Origin of the sequence: Syntrophomonas wolfei subsp. methylbutyratica (genome assembly GCF_001570625.1) — a bacterium.
GTDB classification, from domain to species: Bacteria; Bacillota; Syntrophomonadia; order Syntrophomonadales; family Syntrophomonadaceae; genus Syntrophomonas; species Syntrophomonas methylbutyratica.
Window position 1 is genome coordinate 104,713 of the sequence record NZ_BBQT01000004.1, and the last position, 23,601, is coordinate 128,313.

17 protein-coding genes are annotated in these 23,601 nt (G+C 46.5%); 11 read left to right on the forward strand and 6 right to left on the reverse strand.

Going from position 1 to position 23,601, the window contains the following annotated elements; genetic code table 11:
• Position 1 precedes the first annotated feature (1 nt).
• The 9 genes from AWB54_RS04965 (at position 2) to AWB54_RS05005 (ending at position 11,578) form a co-directional block, all read left to right on the forward strand.
• Positions 2 to 2,824: a 6-pyruvoyl-tetrahydropterin synthase-related protein gene (locus tag AWB54_RS04965; RefSeq protein WP_061213510.1), complete on the forward strand. Its 2,823-nt coding sequence runs from the start codon at positions 2 to 4 to the stop codon at positions 2,822 to 2,824.
• Positions 2,825 to 2,826: 2 nt separating this feature from the next.
• Positions 2,827 to 3,504: a 6-pyruvoyl-tetrahydropterin synthase-related protein gene (locus AWB54_RS16495; protein ID WP_061213511.1), complete on the forward strand. Its 678-nt coding sequence runs from the start codon at positions 2,827 to 2,829 to the stop codon at positions 3,502 to 3,504.
• A complete protein-coding gene (locus AWB54_RS04975; protein ID WP_061213512.1) occupies positions 3,501 to 4,703 on the forward strand; it encodes a hypothetical protein in 1,203 nt (400 codons plus the stop codon). The genes AWB54_RS16495 and AWB54_RS04975 overlap by 4 nt, the downstream gene beginning before the upstream one ends.
• On the forward strand, positions 4,696 to 6,054 hold the full coding sequence (locus AWB54_RS04980; RefSeq protein ID WP_061213513.1) for a TIGR03111 family XrtG-associated glycosyltransferase: 1,359 nt from the start codon (positions 4,696 to 4,698) through the stop codon (positions 6,052 to 6,054). The genes AWB54_RS04975 and AWB54_RS04980 overlap by 8 nt, the downstream gene beginning before the upstream one ends.
• Complete coding sequence (locus AWB54_RS04985) at positions 6,051 to 6,416, forward strand: DMT family transporter (protein ID WP_061213514.1); 366 nt, start codon at positions 6,051 to 6,053, stop codon at positions 6,414 to 6,416. The genes AWB54_RS04980 and AWB54_RS04985 overlap by 4 nt, the downstream gene beginning before the upstream one ends.
• A gap of 18 nt (positions 6,417 to 6,434) precedes the next feature.
• Positions 6,435 to 7,208, forward strand: a complete 774-nt coding sequence (locus tag AWB54_RS04990) for a glycosyltransferase family 2 protein (protein ID WP_061213515.1) — start codon at positions 6,435 to 6,437, stop codon at positions 7,206 to 7,208.
• Positions 7,209 to 7,254: 46 nt separating this feature from the next.
• Entirely contained in the window at positions 7,255 to 8,208 is a 954-nt protein-coding gene (locus AWB54_RS04995) for a glycosyltransferase family 2 protein (RefSeq protein ID WP_061213516.1), read from the forward strand.
• A 123-nt stretch (positions 8,209 to 8,331) separates the two neighbouring features.
• On the forward strand, positions 8,332 to 8,946 hold the full coding sequence (locus AWB54_RS05000; RefSeq protein ID WP_061213517.1) for a class I SAM-dependent methyltransferase: 615 nt from the start codon (positions 8,332 to 8,334) through the stop codon (positions 8,944 to 8,946).
• A 49-nt stretch (positions 8,947 to 8,995) separates the two neighbouring features.
• Positions 8,996 to 11,578, forward strand: a complete 2,583-nt coding sequence (locus AWB54_RS05005; RefSeq protein ID WP_061213518.1) for a 6-pyruvoyl-tetrahydropterin synthase-related protein — start codon at positions 8,996 to 8,998, stop codon at positions 11,576 to 11,578.
• A gap of 80 nt (positions 11,579 to 11,658) precedes the next feature.
• Here AWB54_RS05005 and AWB54_RS05010 read toward each other — a convergent pair whose 3' ends face one another.
• The 3 genes from AWB54_RS05010 to AWB54_RS05020 all read right to left on the reverse strand — a co-directional run bounded on the left by AWB54_RS05010 (position 11,659) and on the right by AWB54_RS05020 (position 17,185).
• A complete protein-coding gene (locus AWB54_RS05010) occupies positions 11,659 to 13,824 on the reverse strand; it encodes a hypothetical protein (RefSeq protein ID WP_061213519.1) in 2,166 nt (721 codons plus the stop codon).
• 202 nt (positions 13,825 to 14,026) lie between these two features.
• Complete coding sequence (locus AWB54_RS05015) at positions 14,027 to 15,376, reverse strand: phosphomannomutase/phosphoglucomutase (RefSeq protein WP_061213520.1); 1,350 nt, start codon at positions 15,374 to 15,376, stop codon at positions 14,027 to 14,029.
• An 87-nt stretch (positions 15,377 to 15,463) separates the two neighbouring features.
• Positions 15,464 to 17,185 (reverse strand): protein-tyrosine phosphatase family protein, encoded by a 1,722-nt coding sequence (locus tag AWB54_RS05020; RefSeq protein WP_061213521.1) that lies wholly within the window; start codon positions 17,183 to 17,185, stop codon positions 15,464 to 15,466.
• Between the two features lie 457 nt (positions 17,186 to 17,642).
• On the opposite strand from AWB54_RS05020, the gene AWB54_RS05025 reads away from it, so the two are divergent.
• Both AWB54_RS05025 and AWB54_RS05030 read left to right on the forward strand, forming a co-directional pair.
• On the forward strand, positions 17,643 to 19,610 hold the full coding sequence (locus AWB54_RS05025; protein WP_061213522.1) for a methyl-accepting chemotaxis protein: 1,968 nt from the start codon (positions 17,643 to 17,645) through the stop codon (positions 19,608 to 19,610).
• A 292-nt stretch (positions 19,611 to 19,902) separates the two neighbouring features.
• A complete protein-coding gene (locus AWB54_RS05030) occupies positions 19,903 to 21,882 on the forward strand; it encodes a methyl-accepting chemotaxis protein (protein ID WP_235811094.1) in 1,980 nt (659 codons plus the stop codon).
• 98 nt (positions 21,883 to 21,980) lie between these two features.
• On the opposite strand, the gene AWB54_RS15870 is transcribed toward AWB54_RS05030, so the two are convergent.
• The 3 genes from AWB54_RS15870 to AWB54_RS05035 form a co-directional block, all read right to left on the reverse strand.
• Positions 21,981 to 22,142 (reverse strand): hypothetical protein, encoded by a 162-nt coding sequence (locus tag AWB54_RS15870; protein WP_155814225.1) that lies wholly within the window; start codon positions 22,140 to 22,142, stop codon positions 21,981 to 21,983.
• Between the two features lie 241 nt (positions 22,143 to 22,383).
• Positions 22,384 to 22,554 (reverse strand): hypothetical protein, encoded by a 171-nt coding sequence (locus tag AWB54_RS16240; RefSeq protein ID WP_235811095.1) that lies wholly within the window; start codon positions 22,552 to 22,554, stop codon positions 22,384 to 22,386.
• A gap of 62 nt (positions 22,555 to 22,616) precedes the next feature.
• A complete protein-coding gene (locus AWB54_RS05035; protein WP_061213524.1) occupies positions 22,617 to 23,477 on the reverse strand; it encodes an HD-GYP domain-containing protein in 861 nt (286 codons plus the stop codon).
• Positions 23,478 to 23,601: the final 124 nt, after the last annotated feature.

The window sequence follows — 23,601 nt, forward strand, 5'->3', positions numbered from 1 at the left end:
AATGGATAAGACTGATCGTGAGCGGGCTCTTATTGAGAGTCTAAAGCTGCAGATGGATAGTTTATTGCAAAAAAAACAGGCAGTCGATCTTGGCATTGAGGGATTAAAACAGGAAATCGCTCGTCAAGCAATGCGGCAAGAATCACTGGAGCGCTCCCTGGAGGAGAGCCGGAGAATTGCTGCGGGAATAGAAGAAAAGGCCCATTTATCGGCAGCAAAAATCCTGGCTGAAGCAGAAGCGTTGGTAGCGGTAAAAAGAGAAAAATTGTCAGCAATAGAACAGGAGATTGCTCTTCTACGGGCTGAACTGGAAGAGAAGGCCAGCGGGGAGCCTATTCCACAGAAAGATGACGATAACCTCCACTCCACCGCCCAAAACTCTCCCGATGGTATTTCCGCTCCTCAACACCATAATACTGATAGTTATCCCAATTTTAGCCGAGTAGCAGCAAGTAGAGCCAGCGGGGATGACAACATTTATAGCATGAAGCTGGTAGGATTCGTCAATGCCCGTCACTTTGTGGTTTTTGGCGGTGCGACCGGCCCGGTGCATGCCCATTCCTGGCAGGTGGAGACCGAGGTGGATGTCCCCCGGGGAATCGGGGATACTATAGAATTCAGCCGGGTTTCCCAGGCGGTTTCTGCGGCCCTGGGGCCCTATGAAAACACCATATTAAACCAGGTTCATCCCTTTGATCTAATACTACCTACTACCGAAAATATAGCCATGTATTTTTTTAACCGGCTGGATGAATATTTGGCTAAATTGGGCTTGAAGCTGTACCAGTTGAGTCTTTGGGAAACCCCCACCCGGGGTATACAGGTTAATAATCACAACCTGGCTCTGGATAAGCAAATTGCTGCTGAGCTTAAAGCCCGGGACGGAAACGCTGCCTATCGGGAGGCGGCAGCCATCTTGGACCCTGATTTTGCCAAACTGGACCAAAGGGAAAAAGAACTGGCTAATAATAAGAAACTATTGTCCAAGCCTCCTCCCGTTTCCGCCGGTTCCCGGAGAGGGCCTTATTCTACCCGGCAGTATCTGCTGGCTGCGGTGCTGATTTTATTCCTTTCTCTGCTGGCCTACCAGCATATACTCTGGACGCCGGTGGAACAGCGTTTTCCCTGGGGTTCCGATAGTTGGGGACATCTTTTTAAAGCTGAAATGCTCTACGAGCAGATACAGCAGGGAAACTACTATCCTCAATTTACCGAATATTGGTACAATGGGGTGCAGCCTTTTCGTTACTGGGCACCTTTGCCCTATTATGCTCTGGCTGGGTTAAGGGGCTTAAGCGGGGATATCTTTACCGCCGGCCACCTCTATATATATTTATGTGCTTTGCTGGGGGCTCTCTCCTGGCTCCTGCTGTCACGCAGGATGGGGTTGTGGCCGGCAGTTATGGCTGCTTTGGTTTGGCTGCTCTGGCAGGATAATGTGCGGGTAGCGTTCTCCGAAGGCAACCTGCCGCGGGTATTGGCTACCGCCTTGCTTCCCCTGCTTTTTGCTCTTTTTTTGCATATTATTACCCGGCGCAAATCCTATGGGGCCATAATAGCGGTTATTTTAACTGTACAATTAACCTTGCTTTGCCATGCCATGATTGCGGCCGTTTATTGCCTATCTTTGGCCCTTTTTGTTTTTTTTCTCTGGGTTTTTCAGGGCTGCAGCGTTAAAGACCTGGCCCGAGGGCTCATGGTTCTTGCTGCCGGAGTGCTGACTTCGTCCTGGTGGCTTTTGCCCAGCCTGAGCGGGGGCATCACCGGTATTGATGCCCAGGCGGTCAAGCAAGTGGTGCAGTTTGTCCCCGCTCACATTTCTCTGTCCCCCCTGTGCCGCTTCAAGAACGTGGAGACATTCTACTGGGGCATAAGCTTGATAATGCTTCTTCTGTCCAGCCTTGCCACCTGGAAATCAAAGCCGGCTTGGGCCAGGAGTCTTACTGTTTGCGGTATTATCCTGCTTCTTATTACCTTCCCTTTATTCCGGGCTATATACATAACTCTTCCGCTGAGCCATTTACTCTGGCCCTTACGTTTCAGCAGCTTTGCCGCTCTGGCTGTTCTGGCCTCCGGCTTCACTTTGGAACTGGAAGAAAAACGACAGCGATGGCTGCAGTCATCTACTGTCGCGGCTTGCTTGCTGGTGGTTCTTTTGGTATTCCTGCTGGTAGATTGCCTGTTTTCTTTCCGCCTCTTGGCCCATACCGGAACCAGGCCATTTACGATAATACAGAGCGGAGAATTCATCAAGCAAGAACCGGGATGGAGAGTGGCCACTATTGACTTGAGCCAGCTGGGTTCGGCTCCTTCCTTTACCTTTTCTGAAATGGCGGGGTTGGAGCAGGTCTTTGGCTGGGCCTGGCAGGGTGCGGTTACTTCTCGCAATATAATGCTGCTTAATACCGGTTTGGAACAGCAATACTACCCGTTTTTATTTCGCTCCTGTGTAGATTTGGGGGCTACCGACCTGGTGGTTAAGGAAGATGTTATTACTGACCTGGAGGCCTTTCGCGAGGCTGCAAAGAGGGCCGGCTACCAGCAACGCAACAAATTTGCTGATATAAGCGTCTGGAGGAGCATTAGCCGGCCCTACCTGGTGCAAAAAAATCCCCGCTGCCTGGTAATCGGCAAATATGGAGGAACCATTGCCCTCCAGTTTCCCGAGGTGGAAATGGCCTTGTCTTCCCGCATAGATGATTGCTCCCTGGAGAAGCTGGAGCAATATTCCATGCTGATTCTAAGCGGCGCTAACTGGCATTCTAAAAAACAGGCGGAAAAGCTGATTAGGATTACGCGTTATCCGGCGGTAAGGTTTTTATAGAAATGGCGGGGATGCCCCCCAATGTACTGGCCAAACAACCGGAATTTCTGGGGGTTTATGGCGAAGCGGTGAGTATCCGGCAGGAAATCGAAGTCCGGGGAGAGGATACCCGGGTGATTTTGCCCCCGGTCTGGCAGCAGGAAGGAGAGTGGAAGGCTTATGTTCCTATGGGTCTGGATAAGGTGGAACTGGAATTTTCCTACTATGGCAACCAGGCTCCGATACTGGGATATAAAATGCTTAAGGGCAAGAAGATATGGTTTCTGGGAGCCAACTTGAGCTATCATGCGTACCAGAGCGGGCAGTCGGAGAGTGCCAGACTGCTTAAAAAGATTTTGGATTTGCAAACAGAATATTCGGGAGATACCATCCTTCCCTTACAGGATTATGAAGCCAGTGAAGAGGGTTTTCGCATGTCATACCGGCTGGAGCAGGATGCCGAAGTGATTGTCCCTATTTCGCTGTTAGATGGTTTAGTAGTTAAGCTGGACGGGAGAAGAATTGAGGCGGGCAATTATGAGAATTTACTCAAACTGCACTTGCCGGCCGGAACCCACCGCCTGGAAATGAGCATTGAAAAAACGGCGATTTTTACCTGGGGGAAATACCTGAGCCTGTTCGCCCTTCTTCTAGTTATAGCTGCTTTAGTTTGGCTTAAAAGAGCGGGTGATAAAGAGTGAATCCCCGGCTAAAAGTCCTTTTAGGCGTTATTATAATGTTGTTGCTGATATGGCTCTTTCCCCCGGGTAGTTGGCTGGTGCCGGAGCTGCAGTTGGATGGGAAATTTGCCGATTGGCGCGGGCGAACTTCTCTCTCCGATCCTGTTGGTGATGGCCGCGGCGGTAATGATTTGAAGAAGATTTCCTGGGCCACCAATGAGAACGATGGACGCTTGTATTTTATGATCGAGCGCTATCTGCCGGAACCCCGCAGCCATAGAATGGAGTCTTGCCTTTTTTTTGATCTTAACAGTAACGGAAAATATGATGATAAGGTAGATAAATATGCGGAGATTTTCTACCGCCCTCAGGGTTTGTCAAGAGGAGATGTAAGCGTATACCTGTATTCTATGGAGGGTGATCTCAAGGGAAAATATACGGGTCGTTGGGGGGAAGGAACCGGCTCTACTACTTCCCGCCTGGAGTTCGCTATTCCCATGGAGGATCTGGAGGCCTATCCTGCTCAGTTCCTGCGTTTTTACCTGGCGGATATCAGCGGTAGGAGTGACCGTCTTCCCGATCAGGGTGATATACAATGGGCTCCTTTCCCCGTAGTATCAAAAAGTCGCCCAACTATTGCCGTATTTTTCTTGCTATGGCTGGCCCTTACCCTCTTTCTTTATCATCACCGGCTCTGGGTGTTTTATTATATTTGGGCAGCGGTGGGCTTTTGTTGTTTGCTGGTCTTGCTTTTTCATGCTTCTCTGCTGGAGTATCGCCTGGAACAGTATACCAGTCTCATCCTGCATCATACACTGGATTATCTGGGTATTGCAACCCATATATTTGACCGTTCTCCCGGGACTTTGCTGGTTCTTATTAAAATTGATTCCAGTTGGACCACCATAGCCATAGATATTGAGAATTCCGGTCTGCTGGAGATTTGCATTATTTTTTCCTTGATTATCTTTTATCCGGTTCAGCCCTGGCATAAAAGAATTCCGGTGGCCCTGGCGGGAGCTCTGGGAATCTACCTGATAAACCTTTTTCGGCTTTTGCTGGTAATTGTCGTAATACATAGCGGAGGCCGGAATATGAGCTTTATTGCACATACTCTGTTTGGCCGCCTGTTTTTCTTCCTGCTGGCGGTGGCTCTTTACTGGCAATTGATTACCCGGCCGTCTTTGGAAAAGATACGGAGGAATATAAAAAATGATTGAAATATGGCTGGAGAGAATACTGGCATTTGGATTATTCTGGGGTATATGGTTGATGGTGCCCTTGCTGGTAGATGTATCTACGGCCATGGTCTATTTCATCAATTTTCTCGGCAACAGGAAGCAGAAAGTGGAGAAAAAGGAAGAACTCTTTTTCTTTCCTTATGTAACCGTGATAATTCCAGTCCATAATTCGGCAGATACCCTGGGCCATTGTTTGGACTCCATAGCCAGGCAAAGCTATCCCCGGGAATCCATCCAGGTCATCTGTGTGAATAACGGCAGTGAAGACGAGAGTTTTGATGTTTTCCAGCGCTTTCAATACCGGCATCCGGAGATGTCGGTCATGTGGAGTTCCCTGGAACGGGCGGGAAAATCCATTGCTCTCAACGCGGGTGTGTATTCCGGTCATGGCAGCTACATGATGAATGTGGATTCGGATACCTGGCTGGATCCTGATGCGATACTTAATGTGGTCAGGGTCTTTGAAAAGGATCCCAGCCTGGCGGCAGCTACCGGTTCAATCCGGGTGGATAAAAAGCTGGGTGAGGGCAGCAGCTTTATAGACATGATAAACTACTGTGAAGTTATTGAGTATATCGTAGCCTTTGACATTGGCCGCCGTTACCAGGATATGAAGAATTCTATTTTTACTCTTTCCGGCGCTTTTTCCGTATTCCGGCGGGACATAATTCTCCAGACTTTTCTATACCAGACCCGCACGGTTTCCGAAGATACCGACCTTACCTTCAATATACGCCAGGCTATTGAGGCCAGCCAGGGGCGGATTGGATTTATTTCTGATGCCATAGCCTATGTGGAACCGATTGAAAATTTGAGCCGCCTCTATTCCCAGCGTCTACGCTGGCAACGAGGGGAGATGGAAGTTACCGGGGTATATTATGAGCGAATTCCCGGCATCTTTGGGGCCTTGTTCGATTTTGTGGGTAGGATACTGATTTCGGATCATACCCTGACCTTTTCGCGCCTGGCCTGGACTTTTTTGCTCCCCTTCTTGTTCTTTTTGGGCTACCCCCTGCCTACAATTGTGGTGGCGATGATAGGGATGTATATCTGCTACATTGTCCTGGAGAGTTGTACTTTCTATATTGCTTATAAGGGTTCGGCCCCGGAACTCCGGAAGGAATTGCAGAAAATATGGTGGATTATTCTATTTATGCCTTTATATCGTTACCTGGTTTACTGGTTTCGCCTGGCCGGGATCATTGCTGCTTTGACCGAAGAAAAGAGCTGGAAAACCCAGAACCCGGTACTGCAGCTGCAGTCAATACTCCAGGCCTATGCCGAAGAATTAAAAGAAGAAATTAGCAAGAGAAGGCAGGTGAATTCGTGAATAGCAACCTTCTATATTTATTTGTATCGATTGTGCTGGGAGCCAGCGGGCAGGTTTTATTGAAATTTGCGGTAAATCGTATGGGGCAGGTTAATTTGGCCTGGCCGCATACCATAAACACCGTCATCCATATTTTTACCAATCCATGGATAATGACCGGTATATTATGTTTTGTAAGTAGTATGATTTTGTGGATCAAGGTTATTTCCAGTATGGAACTGAGCAAGGCTTATCCCAGTGTAAGCCTGTCCTATATAATTGTCTTTTTATTTTCTATTTTTTTATTTAATGAGACGGTTAGCTCGGGGAAGATTGTGGGCTTGCTTCTGGTATCGCTGGGGGTTTATTTCCTGCATATATGATTTAGGGAGGGGCGGGTTATGCTTGAAAAGTTGGTGGTTATTGTTTTGCCCATGTATAACGAGGAACTGTCAATTCCCCTGTTACGCAAGATGTTCGATGGAGATTTTCCTCTGCCGCCGTCCTATGATTACCGTATCGTAGCGGTTAATGATGGCAGCCAGGATGATACCTTGCAGCTGGCAAACAATTGGGCCCGGGAGAATCCGCGCCTGGTGGTTTTGTCGCACACGCAAAACATGGGGGTGGGTCAGGCCATTTTGACCGGATTCTGTGAGGCTATAAGGATGGGTTCACACTGTGTGGTTACCCTGGATGCCGATGCTTCACATCCGGGAAATATTATCCGCCAGATGGTAGAGAAAAGCGATTTGGGGGCAGATATCGTAATAGCTTCGCGTTTTACCGCCGGAGGCAAACAGGTGGGAGTTCCCCCATTACGACAGCTTTATAGCCTGGGAGCCAGGATTTTGCTTTCCCTCTTCTTCCCGCTTAAAGGAGTAAAGGACTATACGGTTGGTTTCCGGGCCTATAAAACCTCCGTACTCTACCAGGCTTTATCGCAAAGCGAGGAATCATTTTTAAAATTCCGCAGCTTCGCCAGCAGTGTGGAAATATTGCTCAAAGTAGCGACAGTGGCGAACAAAATCGAGGAAGTACCTCTGGTCTTGCGTTATGATCATAAAGTAAGCCCCAGCAAACTCAAGTTATGGCTGACCATAAGGGATTATTTAAAGCTTTTTTTGCTTCCCCAAAAATCCTGTCCCCTGGGTCGGGGATTGGTTATTTCCTAAAATTGCAGGTTGTCTGCAACGTTTAATATAAGGTGGTGATTAGGCGGTGAAAAGTAATGAGGATATATTTATAAGCATAGTGGTGCCTATGTTTAATGAGTCAGAAAACATAGGAATACTTTATGAACGACTTACTATGGTACTTGCAAATCTTAACCGGACTTATGAAGTTATTTGTGTAAATGATGGCAGCAGAGATGATACTTTACAAAAGATGATTAAAATAAATCAGATGAACCCTCGCTTTAAAATTATTGATTTATCGAGAAATTTTGGTAAGGAAATAGCACTGTCGGCAGGATTGGACTATGCGAGCGGTGAAGTAGTTGTACCTATCGATGCGGATTTACAAGATCCTCCCGAACTAATATATGAAATGATAGAGAAGTGGAATGAAGGCTATGATGTGGTTTATGCAGTTCGGACCCAGCGAGATGGGGAAAGCTGGTTTAAAAAATCGACTGCGGCGCTTTTTTATAAAATTATAGGCAAGATAAGCCCCATTGATATACCTGGCAACACAGGAGATTTTCGCCTCATGTCCCGGCAGGCGGTAGATGCAATAAAGGAACTGCGGGAAACCCACCGCTTTATGAAGGGGCTTTTTGGCTGGATAGGTTTTCGCCAGGCAGCAATCATGTACAATCGGGATGCCCGTTATGCGGGCAAGACCAAATGGAACTATGGGAAACTATGGAATTTAGCGCTTGAAGGAATTACCTCTTTTAGCTATATGCCTTTACAGTGGTCTATGTATTTTGGCTTTTTTGTGGCCTTCAATGCTTTTCTATATGGTATTTACATGACAATTCGAACCCTTTTATACGGCAATCCGGTTCCCGGTTATCCCTCTCTTATGGTTATGGTGTTATTTCTGGGGGGAGTGCAGTTATTTACGATAGGGATTATCGGAGAATATATAGGCCGGATTTATACTGAATCCAAGCATCGTCCCCTGTATTTCGTCCGTGAAAGCAGGGGATTTAATGAGGAAAAGTGAGCGCAGCTGTTGCTCATGCGTATACTGCGAGCGGCATATTTATGCAAGCTAATGCATATTATATAACTTTTTGCAGTAGAACCAAGGATTAATATTGGGGTGGGGGAGGAGGTTCCTTTTTCAATGAGTTGGGGCGATATACGTTTTATCCTGGCCAATCCTTTTGTATACCGTTTGTTTTCTACTATAGTCGGACAGGGTTCCGCTCGACAAGTTTATGTAAATGAATATATCAAACCTGAAGCCGGAAACAGGATTCTGGATATTGGCTGCGGCCCTGCCGATATTCTGGAGTATCTGCCGGAGTATATTGAATATATAGGTTTTGACATGAGCGCAGAATATATCGAGGCGGCAAGGAAACGATTTGGCCATCGCGGCCGGTTTATATGTCAGTTATTGAGTCTTAAAATAATTGAGCAAATGGAACTTTTTGATTTGGTTATAGCCATTGGGGTATTACATCACCTGGATAATACTCATGCTGAAAATCTCTTCACTCTTGCCCAAAAAGCCTTAAAACCGGGAGGGCGTCTGATTACTATTGATCCCGTTTTTTATTCCGGGCAGTCCCGCTGGGAGCGTTATCTAATATCCAAAGACCGGGGGGAATTTGTACGCAGTGAGCAGGAGTACCGGAGTCTGATTCCCCAGGGTTTTAGTGCTAATAAAACCGTCATTCGCCGAGGATTGCTGCGTATGCCTTATTCCCTGATGTTTATGGAGTGTTGCAAATAATCCTGAAAGCTAATTCAAGCTTATATATCCATTAATGGGGGAGCTTTAATTGCATTTTGATTCGATCCTGGATAAGAACAGTGAAAAACAACAAAAACCCCAGAATGACCAGAAAGCCGGAATTCCACGGTCGTTTAAATGGGAACTGGGGATAGCGGTGCTTCTTTTTGCTGCAGCTATTATATGGGGTATCTGGCCTCTACTTGGAGCAGCCAATAATACTTATCCATATACTACTGACGGACTGGGACACTTAACCAGAATTGTATACCTGGCAGACAACATAATGGAAGGAAAATGGGTCAGCTGGTTCCCGTTCTGGTATAACGGCAGCACGGTAACCCAGTATTATCCTCCATTATCATTTATCCTGTTTTCCCTGGTACAAGTGTTTACACATAATATTATGCTTACCTTTAAAATAATGATATTTTTGTCTCAATTAATTGGTGCGCTGGGGGTTTGGTATTTTTGTTACCGCTTTATTGGGCCAAGAATAGGAGTGTTCGGGGGGATTTTATATGCCGTACAACCGTTCTTGCTGAGATCGGGATTAAATGGGGGTGAAATTGCGCAAATCCCTATTTTTGCGCTTACGCCGTGGTTTTTGTATTTTACTTTCTTGTTATTCGAAGAAAAAACCCGGTTAAGATGGTTATTGGTCAGTATTTGTGGTGCCTTGCTTATTGTTTCCCAATCCATGCATGCTTTTCTTATCAGTATATTGATAGGAATTATTATGCTGGTGATGCTGCTTGAGCGGCATATTATCCTGCGTGAATGCATTTGCTGGATTTTGGCAGTAGGCCTGGGGGCTGGATTGTTATCGTTTTGGATTGTACCTGGTACTACTCATCTGGAAAATGCCAGCATACCTTATCTATTGCCGGAAGCGAGTTCAGTATTTGCTGCCATGACTTCGTTTTTTTCTGTAGCAGCAAGAAACGGAAGCGGGTTTTATATTGGCAGCAGCATGCTGTTATTGGCTTGCATTTCCCTAATATTTTGGAGAAAGAGCAAGCTGGTATTGCCTTTACTAATAGCCATGCTGCTGGGGATAAGCCTATCATTTGGTGAAGCATTTCCTCTATATAAATATATTCCCCTGCATCAGTCTTTTATCCCGCGCAGGTTTTTAAGTTTTTCTGTTTTGGCAGCAGCCATATTAGATGTTTATGTGTTGAACGAACTTCTATTAAGAGCCAGACCTGGTTATATCCGGGAAATAACATATATTATTTTAAGTGGGGCAATAATAGTACTTTTAGCTATTGATATCAACCCCAGAGCTATGGAGACTCATAGCGATCAATTTATAGAATATCGTCAGGAGTTGAAGCTACTATCGATTAGCAATAATGCTTTTGAACAGGGACGTTTTTCATGGCTATATTCAGATGCATCACATATTGCATATTTCCCAATGATTAAAGGGCTTAATATGACCGATGGTTGGAGTATTGAAGGTACTCCGCATAATCGAGCTCTCTGGCAGCATAATACTGCTATCGCTGCCAATTGTAATGATTATATTATCAGGAACCTGCTCTTTTGGAATACCCGTTCAGCTTTTATAGACAATCGCTGGAAAAAGCTAATCGAGGGTTTGCAGGATAAGGGCTTTCGCTTAATCAAAGAGGATGACAAGAAAAGTATCCTTTTCAATCCGACTCCTTCCTCCTATTTCCTGCGGCAGGAGCGGGATGCATTGGTAATCGGTCAAGCGGCTATAAATTTTGAAATGTATTTTCCCTGGATGCTCCGGGGTTATTCCAGTTGTCTGGAAGATTATCCACGGGAGTATCTATCCGGATTCAAGTTGATATATTTAATAGAACCAGAAGTAAAGGATTTTACCAGCTTTCAAAGGATGGTGGAAGAGCTGGCTGAAGCTGACAAGGTAGTTATTGTGTCTATGGGACGAGGGGAAACCTGGCCTTTGCTGGATGTAATCCCCTATTGGGAAACGATTGAAAGTGATTACAGGTTAAAAACATGTGAAAATGCCGGGATAACAGGAGAAGCCTGGTTGGAAGCAGATCCGACCGGACAGGTTCCAGCCTTGGGAAATTTGGATGAAACCTGGGCGGTAATGCAGGGTGAGGATAGAGAGGTGCCTGCCATAGGCTATAAGGAGGTCAATGGACACAGGGTGTATTTTGTGGGTCTGGCTCTTGGGCAGCAATTAAACTCGGCTGATGGGGAGCAAATCCGTATGATGCTGGAACAACTGATGGACCTGGCTCATCCCAACAAAAGTATTGTTCCCCATCCCTTCCCGGTGTTGGAGGATGAGTGGCGTCATGATGGTTTCAGTTTCAGCTATGATTCCAGGGAGCCTAGGCCAGTTCTGGTTTCAGTTACCTATACCCCGCGTTGGAAAGCCTGGCTGGATGGAAAAGCATTGCCGGTTCAAAACATGGATAATCTGATTTATATCCAACTGCCGGCGGGAAAGCACCAGGTATCCTTTCACTATGGAATGAGCTGGGTGGGGAAATTGGGAATTGTTTTATCCCTGTTATTCCTGTTGCTGGTGGCTTTATTCTATTATTACTTTGATTATTTCGATTTGTTTTTTAATCACCTGCAGAGAAAAGTCCGCCATTATATTTCGCTTATTGGGGAGTAATGGCACAATTGTCAGGATGAGGCCCCCAATATTAGGGTTGGGGTTTGCGGTTGTTGGGCATTGTAAGAGGGCTCCAATAGTTACTTGAAGCCGGCAATATAAGTCTTAAGGATATAAAAGCTCTCTTTATAGCGCTCATGAAAGCTGGGCATATCCCAGTCTTTCCAGTTGTAGAGCAGAACTTCGCTTTTGCTGACTATTTGCGAATTTTTCGGATTAATACTAAGCAGTTGAAGGTTTAGACCCGGCGAAGTTATACTGCTGAACTCTCCAAGATTTTGACGATGGGGATAAACCCATACCTGGTGGCTGCTGGGGTCAGTGAAGCCTAGCATCATCCAGGGAATGCGGAATTCAATCAGCTTTTCTCCGCAATAATAATCACTCAGGCTGTTATAATTAGGGGAAGCAGGATGGCTGTTCCCGTGAAACAGTTTAGCTATTTCGATTTCTTCAAACGGAATGGTTTTTTGAGATGTTGGTAAATACAGTTCGCGGCTCAAGCATAATTTCCAGGGCAAGAAAAGCCCGTTGTTTTCCTGGCTTAAGGATTGATCAAAGGGAATCATTTTAAGTACCCGTCCATAAAGATAACTATGCTGGTCATAGGCACTGGCCACCATTAGTTTAGCTTCATCCCGGTCTTTGACGGTAAGCAAGAATTCAGCTCCTTCATCGAAGTAAGCATTGGATTGAGACAGGAACTTATTGCCTCCGGGCTGGTTGTCAAAGGCGATTAGAAGTTCTTCTTCATTCCAGTTCCACCCGGTGGGATTTTCTATGGCCAAATATAAATAGGCTTCATCACTGCTTGCCATAAGTTGGAGTCTATCACCGCCGGTGGTTTTCTCGGCTGCATTGATGCGCTCCCAATCGTCAATTTTTCCATCCAGATAAATGCGGTTGCTCTTTCCTGGTTCAACCGCTACCAGGCCGAAGTTTTCTTCATTGGTTAAACGGTTAAGCCACATAGGGCGTCTTTCGGATGGTATTTCCAGGCTCATGGTATTCCAGGTATGTTTGAACCATTCATCCTGCCAGGAAAAAACTATGCCGCCAGCCAGGTTTATATTTTTCATGGCCTTAAACATGGAGACAATCATCTGTCCTTGTTCCTTCTCATTATGCATGCCCTGGTTGCGTTCCAGAGGTCCCCGGTGGGCCATCCCCCTGGAAGATGGTACGCCAAATTCCGCGACCAGGAGCGGTATACCGGAGTGTTTTTCTTTCAATTCCAAGAGGTAAGCTTCATAAGGGTCTTTTTGCCCGTCCTTATTTAAGTAATCCAGGTAATCCTTCTGATAACGGAGACTGTCAGGATAGTAGGGGTAAACATGATAGGCAGCAAAATAGCCAGCCTCCCACTCACTGCTGGGAGTAATGTGCCGGGGGTTTACACTGACCAGATCTTCTTTTTCAAAAGGCTCATCCGGGTGAGAAAGCGGGTCAGTGGTGACCCAGTTGACAAAAGAAAGCGGGTGTTGCCAACCCTGCCTCGTTTCAGCCTCGGCCAGAATATCCAGAGACTGGGCCAGCCAAGCTTCAAAAGGGCTTGCTTCAGCTGTAGTAGAAAAATACTGGCCTTTAAACTGTTTTTTGTCCGGATGGTTTTGGTTTGTTTTGTCCACCATAAGGGGATCCCACTCCGAACCCAACATCCAGGCCATAAGGTAGGGGGCTGCATTAGTGGTATATATGCCGCTGGCTTTTCCCGGTACTCTTGGAATCTCGCCCAGCCCATATACGGCCTTTACCGCCAGTGCAATTTCCCGGTGAAACTTGTCAGTAATCTCAGGCAAATAGGCGTCCTGCAAGCTGATTAGTTCTTCTTCCGGAGACCAGATGCCCTGTATAAGCCAGAGTTTATTCCTGGCATCCTTATTGTGGTCAGCCAGGGCCTTATAAAAATGCGGTGGCAGAATGGTATAAACCCTTAAGGAATGGATACCCAAATCGTCCATTCCGGCAAACCAGCGTCGGTAATCATCATAGCTGGGGCTTAATTCTCCAGGATGATGACCTGCTGTGGTGGCTCCCAGGTTCACGCCGAAACGAAAGCTCTTATCCCATTTCCCATCAATATATAAACAGATATCTTCACCTTCCACCCGGCTAAGCATTTTTACTTTATCATCATTCTCATAAACCGTTGCTTGCTTTAAGGGCGAGGAACAGGCTGATAGTGTTAAGATAGTTAAGATAATGAAACAGAAGAAAAATGCTAGAATTATACGAAACCTTTTCAAAATAACTAACCTCCGGTAAATTTCTTTAAGCATCGGAAGAAATCGCTTAAGCAGTTTCAACACACTGTTGCAACGAGGCGAGGGATTAGAACCCGCCGCCTGTTTTGTTAATAGGAAACCAAGCGCTTAAAGAAGCGCCATGCGGGCACCACTGATGTTCGCTTCGCTCACTATTAAGGATGCGGGGGTATATTTTGCCTCGTTATACTTTCAGGAAGGTAAACAACTCGGTTTTAATCCGCTCCAGCTCTTCCGGGGTCCCGGCTTCGCAGCGTACTATTAGCTCCGGCCCGGTATTGGAGGCCCGAACCAGACCCCAGCCCCCGGGGAAGAGGATTCTGGCTCCATCTATGTCTATGACCTCATGGTGATTTCGGTAATGTGAGAGTACCCGCTCAACCACCGCGAACTTCTCGCTATCGCTGCTTTTAACCCGGAGTTCGGGAGTGGCATGGTAGCGGGGAACATCAGCCAGGAGCTCACTCAAGCTTTGCTCACTGTGGGACAAGATACGCAAGAGCCGGGCGGCAGCATAGAGAGCGTCATCATAGCCATAGTATTCATCCGCAAAAAACATATGACCGGACATCTCTCCGGTAAATACCGCTCCTATTTCTTTCATCTTGGCCTTAATAAGGGAATGACCGGTTTTATAAATAACAGGCTTGCCCCCCAGACGTTCTATCTCATCTATCAGGGACTGGGAGCATTTAACCTCTACTATGCAGTCCGTTCCTGGGTAGCTGGGCAGTATTTCCCGCCAGAAAAGGATCATCAACATATCTCCCCAGATAATATTACCCTCAGTATCCACCACCCCCAGGCGATCTCCGTCTCCGTCAAAACCTATGCCCAGGTCGGCCTCTTCCGCCTTGACCACCCGGATTAAATCCTGGCAGTTCTCAACCTTGACCGGATCCGGATGGTGATTAGGAAAGCTCGGGTCCGAGTCACAGTAGAGCTCGATTACTTCACAGCCCAGTTCCCTTAACAGGCGGGGAGCAATAAAACCGGCGGTGCCGTTGCCGCAGTCCACCACCACTTTAAGCTGCCGTTCTCCCAGCTTTATCCTTTCCATAATATCCTGCCGGTAAGCCGGGCTGATATCATAGAAACTAGGATTCCCTTTTTTTGTACTGCTTATGAAGTCTCCGGTTTCGGCCAAATCAGCTATTTTTGAAATATCTTCTCCATATATGGTGGAATTGCCCAGTAGCAGCTTAAAGCCATTATCCTCGCCTGGATTGTGACTGGCAGTTATCATCATCCCCGCGTCAATATCCAGGTGACGGGAAGCAAAATAAAACATGGGAGTAATTACCTCTCCTATGTCCACTACATCCAGGCCGGATAGCAAGAGCGTTTCTACCACCAGTTCCCGAAAGCGAGGCGAAGAAAAGCGGTTATCACGGCCTACGATTATCTTTTCCCGATCCTGCTCCTGTACATATCTTCCGAAAGCTCCGGCTATAGCCCTCACCGCAGCCTCATCCAAATCCGTACCCACCCTGCCTCTGATATCATACATACGAAAAATAGACTTATTAATCATATTCTCCCTCCATTTATAGCACCCTGCGGGCACCACTGATGTTCGCTTCGCTCACTATTAAGGATGCGGGGGACATATTTCATCTCGTTATATCCGGCAGGACTTAAGATCGATAAAGACTGCGTTTTGGATGAACGGAGCTGCCACGACATAACAGGGGTTGTCATCCCGCTGTACTTCTTTTGCTATGTGGTTAATGTAGTCTTCGCTCCGGTAAACTAGCTCAAAGCGCAGTCCCTCGGCTTCAACAGCCTGTTTAATGAGATTCAGGTCTTGGTCAGAAGAGAGGTCCGGCTCTTCCAACTGTACTATGGTTCTTACTCCCAACCCAGCCAGAGTGCACAATTCAGCTGCTTCAGGCTGGCGGCCCAGCAGCAGGCGTTCAGTAATAATATCTACTTTATGCCCGCCGATTGAAGCTGGAATATCATCCCGCTTGAGCCCATAGCAGCGGCTGCTCAGTATGGAAGCCACCTGACTGCAATAATCCGGGGAAGGGAAGCCATAGAAGAAGCATACTCCCAAAGTCTTTGGCCAAGCCTGAATATAGCTGGCCGCTCCGGCAGGAGAGATGTTTTCGTCCAATTCCAGCGCTTCCATATGGGTAATACCAGCCTTTTTAAGTCTATCCATCTCTCCAGCAGCAGGCCGGGGGCCCAGAAAGAGATTGTAGCTTACGCGAAACACCGCTCCCCCTTGCAGTCGTTCGGGGAAAGCCTTGCCCATATGCTCTAAATCTCCGCCCCGCAGCAATCCATCCAGCAAAAGGTTTTTTTCCGTAATGAGAAATCCATGTACATAGATTTTATGCTGGCTGTTGGCAATATATTGGGCCAGTTCCAGCAATCCCTGGTAAGCATTGCCTTGCTTCCGCAGCGGCATAATGGTATATTTCAAGCCCATTTCCTGACAATTTTTTTCTTCACGTTTTATCCATTTCAGATCCCCGGGATTTTCCGGATCGAGATCAGCAATAATTTCCTTAAATTGACCCCTTTGAATCAGATGAAACCACTCTTCATCGGTGGGATAAGGACCCATTATGATGCGGCTGTTCTGATAAAAATATAATTTACCCCGTTCCAGCCGGGTCTTGTAGATGCATTCTTGGGGTTCCTTGTTTTCCGGCTCCTGTCCCAGCAAGACCCGTTTAATCAGATCGGCCCGGTGTTTGCCCAGGTAACAGTGAACATAATAGCGTTTATCGCCCGGTTCCGCCAAATCCATGGCCCGCTGGATGGATTCCTGATTTTCGCTTACCCAGGGGAGCATCGGCAGGGAGTATATGGTGATGCCAACTTCTTTTCCGTGCTCCATCTCTTGTTCTAATAGTATTTTTTCAAACGGAATCATGGGGCTTAAAAGGGAAATAACCCCGTCGTAGCCCTCGGCTTTAAGCTCTCGCAAACGAGGTTTATCAGGATAAGGGCCAAAAGCATAGCGTTCGCCCGGTTCTGATACTGTACCCTGAAGCCGGGCTATTACCGGACTTCCAGTGGTTAATAGAAAGTAAAAAACCACCGCAGCCATCAAGAACAAAACCCCCAGGATTAGATATATAAACGATGTCGGTGGTTTTTCCCGGCTCAATACTTTACGGAAAAAGCAGCGGGTAACCCAGGCGCTGCTTAAGGCCCACAAGATTATAATGCCGGTCATAGCTATATTGATAAGGGTTTGGGAAGTTCCCCGCCGGGTCAGCAGTTCTTCTACGGGGACATTTACCAGGAAAAGAAAGCCCACACCCAGCAAGAAACCCGCCAGACCCATAAATAGCCCGGTTAATACCAGCAGCCTGGCCCTGGACATACTCTCCCCTCCAATAGCCATCATCCTATAACGAGGTGAAATATATCCCCCGCATCTTTAATAGTGAGCGAAGCGAACATCAGTGGTGCCCGCAGGGTGCTAAGCGGCCGCCTATTAACAAAACAGGTGGCGGGTTCTAATCCCCCACCGTCTTGCAGCGCTGTGTTGAAAATGCTCCGCAGTTTCTTTCGATGCTTTAAAGGTTTTATGCAGGATTCAGGCTATTATTCCGCAGGCAATTAGTTATTCCTACCGGTAATGATAGCAAGTAGCAGCATTGTTGGTCAAACGAAACCTTAAGCCGTAACTTTTCTTTTATCTCCATAGCCTGGCAAGAAGAACTTAAGTACCTGACAGCATATGTCTTTTGATATTATATAGTACATTCCATTAAGTAAAAAGGAATACAAGTATATTTATGGAATAACGATAATAATAAGCAAAGGAGGGGTTAAAAATGAAGTTTTACCATAGTTTGCGGTTTAAATTGTTGATAGGGATACTGCTGCTTTGTTTCCTGGCCTCGATTGGCCAAAGCCTGGTTTCTTTTTGGAGCGGGAAAAATGTTCTAACCAGTGAAATAACCAGTAAGTGCCAGCAAATAGCGGAATCAACCAGCCAGGTGATCGATACCTATTTCGCCGGCAAGCTGGAAAAGTTCGATACCCTTAGCAAAACCAGTTTGCTGAAAAATATGCGGGAAGAGGAGATTATAGCGACTTTAGCCGGAATTATGACTTCTGAGTACGACAATATATATGTAATCTGGCCGGATGGCTCCACCGTAACCGACAGAGGAGAAAGACCACAACTGGCCGACCGGGATTACTTTAAACTGGCCATAAAGGGTCAAGCTAATATAGGAACTCCCATTATTTCCAAGACTACCGGCAACATGGTGGCACCGATTGCAGTGCCTATTGTTCGGGAGCAGCAAGTAGTAGGGGTCTTGGGAGCAAGCTTAAAAATCCAAGAATTGATTGACGTGGTCAACCAGGTTAAGGTCGGCGAAACCGGTTATGCCTATATGATCGACCGGGAGGGAACTTTTGTAGCCCATCCCCAAAGCGAGTTTATCCTGGAGAGCAACCAGTTCGAGCTAGGGGAAGAACTGGCTGCCATAGGCAAGAAAATGATTGCCGGGGAGTCGGGGATAGTAAATTACAAATATGAAGGAATGGGAAAATATATGGCCTATGCTCCGGTTAAGAGCACCGGATGGGCTTTGGCTGTGACTGTACCCGTCAAAGAAGTAAATCAACCTTTGAACAATATGATGCAAAAAATTATTTTGATTACCGTGGTTACTCTAGCTCTGGCCATCCTGGTAATTTGGTTGATAAGCGGGAACTTTACCCGCCCGGTTCTGGCCATGGTAGGTATTACCGAACGACTATCGCAAAGGGATTTAACCCAAAATATAAAAAGCGATGATTCCTCGGAAATCGGTCTGCTGATGAATTCCCTGGGGGAAATGAAGGATAATCTCCATCAAGTCCTGGGGCAGATGGCCGCCAGTGCGGAAAGACTGGCAGCTGTTGCCGATAGTCTGTTTAACAATGCAGAGCAAAGCGGCAAGGCTTCCGAGCAGGTACATGCCAGTGCCGAGGAAGTGGCGCGGGCCGCGGCAACCCAGGCGGAAGACGCCCAAAAAACCAGTGAGCTAAGCCAGCAAGTAGGAATGGCCATGCAGAATGTAAGCCAGGCCACGGAGGATATGTCGCAGCAATCTCGACATTTTAAAAATATAGTAGCCCAGGCTACCGGCTTAATGTTGCAACAAAAGGAGAAGATGGATCAGACCGTGGAAAGCACGGTTAATGTTTCCGAGGTAATAATGGATTTGAACAACAAAACCCAGGAAATAGGGGAGATTATAAGTGTTATTACCGATATAGCCGGGCAGACCAACCTCCTGGCGCTTAATGCGGCCATAGAAGCTGCCCGGGCAGGAGACTCGGGCCGAGGTTTTGCCGTAGTGGCGGAAGAAGTCCGGAAACTGGCGGAGGAGACCGGTAGTGCTACTCTGAATATTGGCGGCATCATAAGCGAAGTGCAGGCAGGGGTGGAACGGGTAGTGGCAGAAGTCCAAAAGGTAGAGAAGCAAGTCAGAGAGCAGGGAAGTTCTCTGGGAGAAAGTGTGGGAGCCTTTAGAGAAATAGAAAGCGGAGCCGGGAAGATGGATAATTCTATTCAGGATATATCGGCTACTTTTGAGGAAATTGTAGCCTCGGCTGATGAGATTATACAGGCTATAGAAAATATTTCTGCCGTAACTCAGGAGTCGGCAGCATCGGCTGAAGAAGTAACCGCTATAAGCCAGAACCAGCTGGCGGCGGCCCAGAATATAGTACAGGTTAGCCAGGAACTGGAGACCCTGGCCGCAGAGTTAAAAGAGGTTACTGCTACTTTCATACTCAGATAAGTAGGGAACGTTCCGAATCAGGTATGACAGGGGGACGGAGTTGTTGACACATGCGCCAGCGCATGTGTCAACAACTCCGTCCCCTTTTATCTGTGGGTTTTTTTGGATATATCCCATTAAAAAAGGAATTATTGAGTACACTGTCGAATAAAGCAGTAGTTTTTTAAAGAGAGAAAAGCCAAAAGCCGATGTTTTTTATATAGCTGTTTATATAGAGAAAGACAAAAAGCGGGGGAACGAATAATTTTAAAAAGGGGTGAGAGAAAAGAGTTTTACAGAAAGATAAAAAGGGGTGGGGGAATTGAAATTTACACAAAGTCTGAAATTTAACTTTCTGCTTTGGATCCTGGGGGCTTTTTTTCTGGCCTCTATCGGACAAAGTTTTGTTTCCTACTGGAGCGGAAAGGATATATTGATCCAGCAGATCCAGGAGAACTGTACCCAAATAGCCGATGCTACGGGTGCTGAAATAGATTCCTGGATAGAGGGGAAATTCAGCGAAATGAGCACCCTGGCCAAGCTGGATGAGGTAAAGAAAATGGATGCGGAGCGCTTGCCCGCTCTCCTGAGCGGCTTGATGTCGGCTGACCATGATAATCTCTATGTGGTCTGGCCGGATGGTACGGTGGTAGGCGATATTGGCCATATGGATTTTAAGCTGGATGATCGCAATTATTTCAAACTGGCTATGGAGGGAAAGGCTAATATCGATACCCCGGTGTTATCCAAAGCTACCGGTAACCTGGTGGCCCCTGTTGCCGTTCCCATTTACCGGGGAGACAAGGTAGTGGGGGTTCTGGGTGCCACCATCAAGGCGGAGAAGGTAACAGAGATTACTTCTCAGGTTAAGGTGGGAGAAACCGGCTATGCCTATTTGATAAACCAGGATACTACTTTTGTGGCTCATCCCAAAAAAGACTATATACTGCAAAAGAAGCTATCTGATGAGGCCGAGGGAATAGAGGATATAATCAGCCGGATGACCGCTCTGGAGAGGGGAATAGCGGAATATAAGTTCGATGGCGTGGCCAAGTATATGGCCTATGATCCGGTAGAACTGGCCGGGTGGTCCCTGGCGGTTACGGTTCCGGTTTCCGAGGTCACCCAGCCTCTGGATAACATGCTGCACAAGATGATTATGGTAACGATAGTTACCTTGTTGCTGTTGAGTATTATTGTCTGGTTTGTTACTGGCCGCTTGACCAAACCCATACTGGGGATGGTGGGTATTACCACGCGCTTATCGCAGAGGGATCTGACTCAAGAAATTGAGAGCAAGAATCGCTCGGAGATAGGGCTTTTGATGAACTCGCTGCGGGATATGAATGATAATCTAAACGCGGTGCTCAAGCAGATGGCGGGAAGTTCGGAGCGCCTGGCCAGTGTATCCGATAATCTGATGCAAACCGCCCGGCAAACGGGGCAGGCTTCGGAACAGGTCAGCGCCAGTGCCGAAGAGGTAGCCCGGGCAGCCGCGGCTGAAGCTGAAGACGCCCAGAAGACCAGTGAACTGGTACAGCAGGTAGGGCTGGCCATGCAGAATGTGGGGAGCACTACCGAGGGCATATCCCAACAATCAATTAATTTCAAAAACATAGTAGGACGGGTTACGGGCTTGATGTTGCGGCAAAAGGATGAAATGGCTCTTACCGTTGACAGCACTGTAAATGTAGCCGGGGTAATTGAGGAACTGAGCAATAAAACCCAGGAAATCGGAGAAATAATCAATGTAATAAACAATATTGCCGGCCAGACCAATTTGTTGGCCCTTAATGCCGCTATTGAAGCGGCCCGAGCCGGTGAAGCCGGGCGTGGTTTCGCCGTAGTGGCAGAGGAAGTGCGTAAGCTGGCGGAGGAGACCGGCAGCGCAACTCTGAATATTGCGACCATCATAAACGAGGTTCAAGCCGGGGTGGAACGGGCAGTAGCTGAAGTTGACAAGGTGGAGAAGCAAGTACGGGAACAGGGAGTATCGTTGGGAGAAAGTGTGGATTCTTTCCGGGAGATTGAGCAGGGGGCAGTTGAGATAGACAACGCTATTCAGGATATATCCGCTACTTTTGAAGAACTCCTGGCTTCAGCCGATGAAATGACTCAGGCCATTGAGAATATCTCGGCTGCTACTGAGGAATCAGCGGCATCTGCTGAAGAAGTCACCGCCATCAGCCAGAATCAGCTGGCTGCCGTACAAAATATTGTCACTGTCAGCCAGGAATTGGACAAACTGGCCGTCGAACTTAAGAAAGTTACCGATACTTTTAAACTGAAATAAAAGGTATATCGCGGGGACGGTTTGTCCCCGCGTCACCACTCTATCCAATCTCAAAAAAAAGTCCACCTGATGGTGAACTATTTTATTCAAGGAGGTAGTTAATCCATAGGGCCTCCTTCCCAATATTGCCTGATTTTGCGGAGAGCATATCCCCCAAAAAAAAGTCCATTTAAAAAGGCAATGGGAATAGCCATAGCTCCAAACCAGTGAAATTTTTGCCGCATATCTTCTTTTCCATCGCTCGTTCTATATCTAGTCATATCTATCCCTCCTTTAAGGATATTTTGAGCGAAAGAGCTGAGAATTATTTAGGTTATTATTCTCATCTCTTGCTCATCAAGGAAGGAAATACTTTGAACCCCAAAAGATATAGAAGAGTACCGCCAATCAGCAAAATTAATAAAAGACTTATAATTTTCACAAACATTATCATCACCTTAAAATAATTTGTGATGAAACAGAAAAATTTATTCAATTAGATTTGCTGTCTGCGCACTTAGGCTAGACGTTCTTTTTAAGTTCCCTTATCTGTCTTTCTGAAAGCACATTCTTGACCAGATAGGAAGGGTTTTTGGACAGATCAAGCTCGTAAGGAGTAAGCAATTTCCAGTTCCGGTCATAGAGCATTCTTACTACGGGTTGGGCCGGACTCTTGCGGTTGATGTCGATCACTATGCAGAGTTCACCGGTGTTGAGTTCAAGCAGGCTTCCCAGAGGATATATTGCTATATTATTTAGAAAAGCTTTAACACACTGTGGATCAAAAAAAGGCCCGTCATTCGTTTTAGGATACTAATAGCCTGGGTAACCGAATAGGCTGGACGATAAGGCCGGTCAGCCACCAGGGCATCATAGACATCAGCTACAGCTACTATCCTGGCATATTCGTGTATCTCTTCACCTGACAGTTGACGGGGATATCCCTGCCCATCCCAGCGCTCATGATGTTGAAAGGCGATGTGAGCGGAAAGAAGGGAAAGAACATTGTGCTTCCTGAGAATATCAAACCCAAGCCCTGCATGCCGTTTAATTTCTGCAAATTCTTCCCGGCTCAGGTCATCAGGTTTATTGAGAATGTTTTTGTCTATCTTTATTTTGCCTATATCATGAAGCAGGGCGCCTACACCCAAATCCTTGAGCTGGCTTCGTTCATAATTCAGACTAATGCCACTCATTATCGAAAGGACACCTACATTTACCGAATGGGCATAAGTATAATCATCAAATGAACGAATATCTGTTAAACTGACCAGGGTATTGGGGTTAGCTATTATTTCGTCAATTATTTCGTCTACAGTGTTTTTTACAGCATGCAAATTAAGTTGGTGTTTCTTTTCCAATAACTTAAAGCTTTCCTTGAGGGTTCTTACTGCTTTTAAACGAGTCTTTTCAGAAATTATATCGCTTACGGCATCTGATTCATCAAAAAGCTCATCTCGTATATAAACCGACATAACTCCTGCCTTTTGCAAGCCATGGATATATTTCTCGTTGAGTTCTACTCCAGCGTGTAAAAGCACCCTTTCTTCACTGTCAAATATGGCTCGTGCTACTATCATTCCCGGATCCAATTCATATATAGAAACCCTGCGCATAAAATTCACCTGTTTAAATGATTTACCTTGCCAGGAGCATACTAGTGCCTGCAAGGGAAGCTCGTAAGCTGCATGGAGGAAATGGAACAAAAGTAAGATTTGTGTAAATATATCATATATGCAG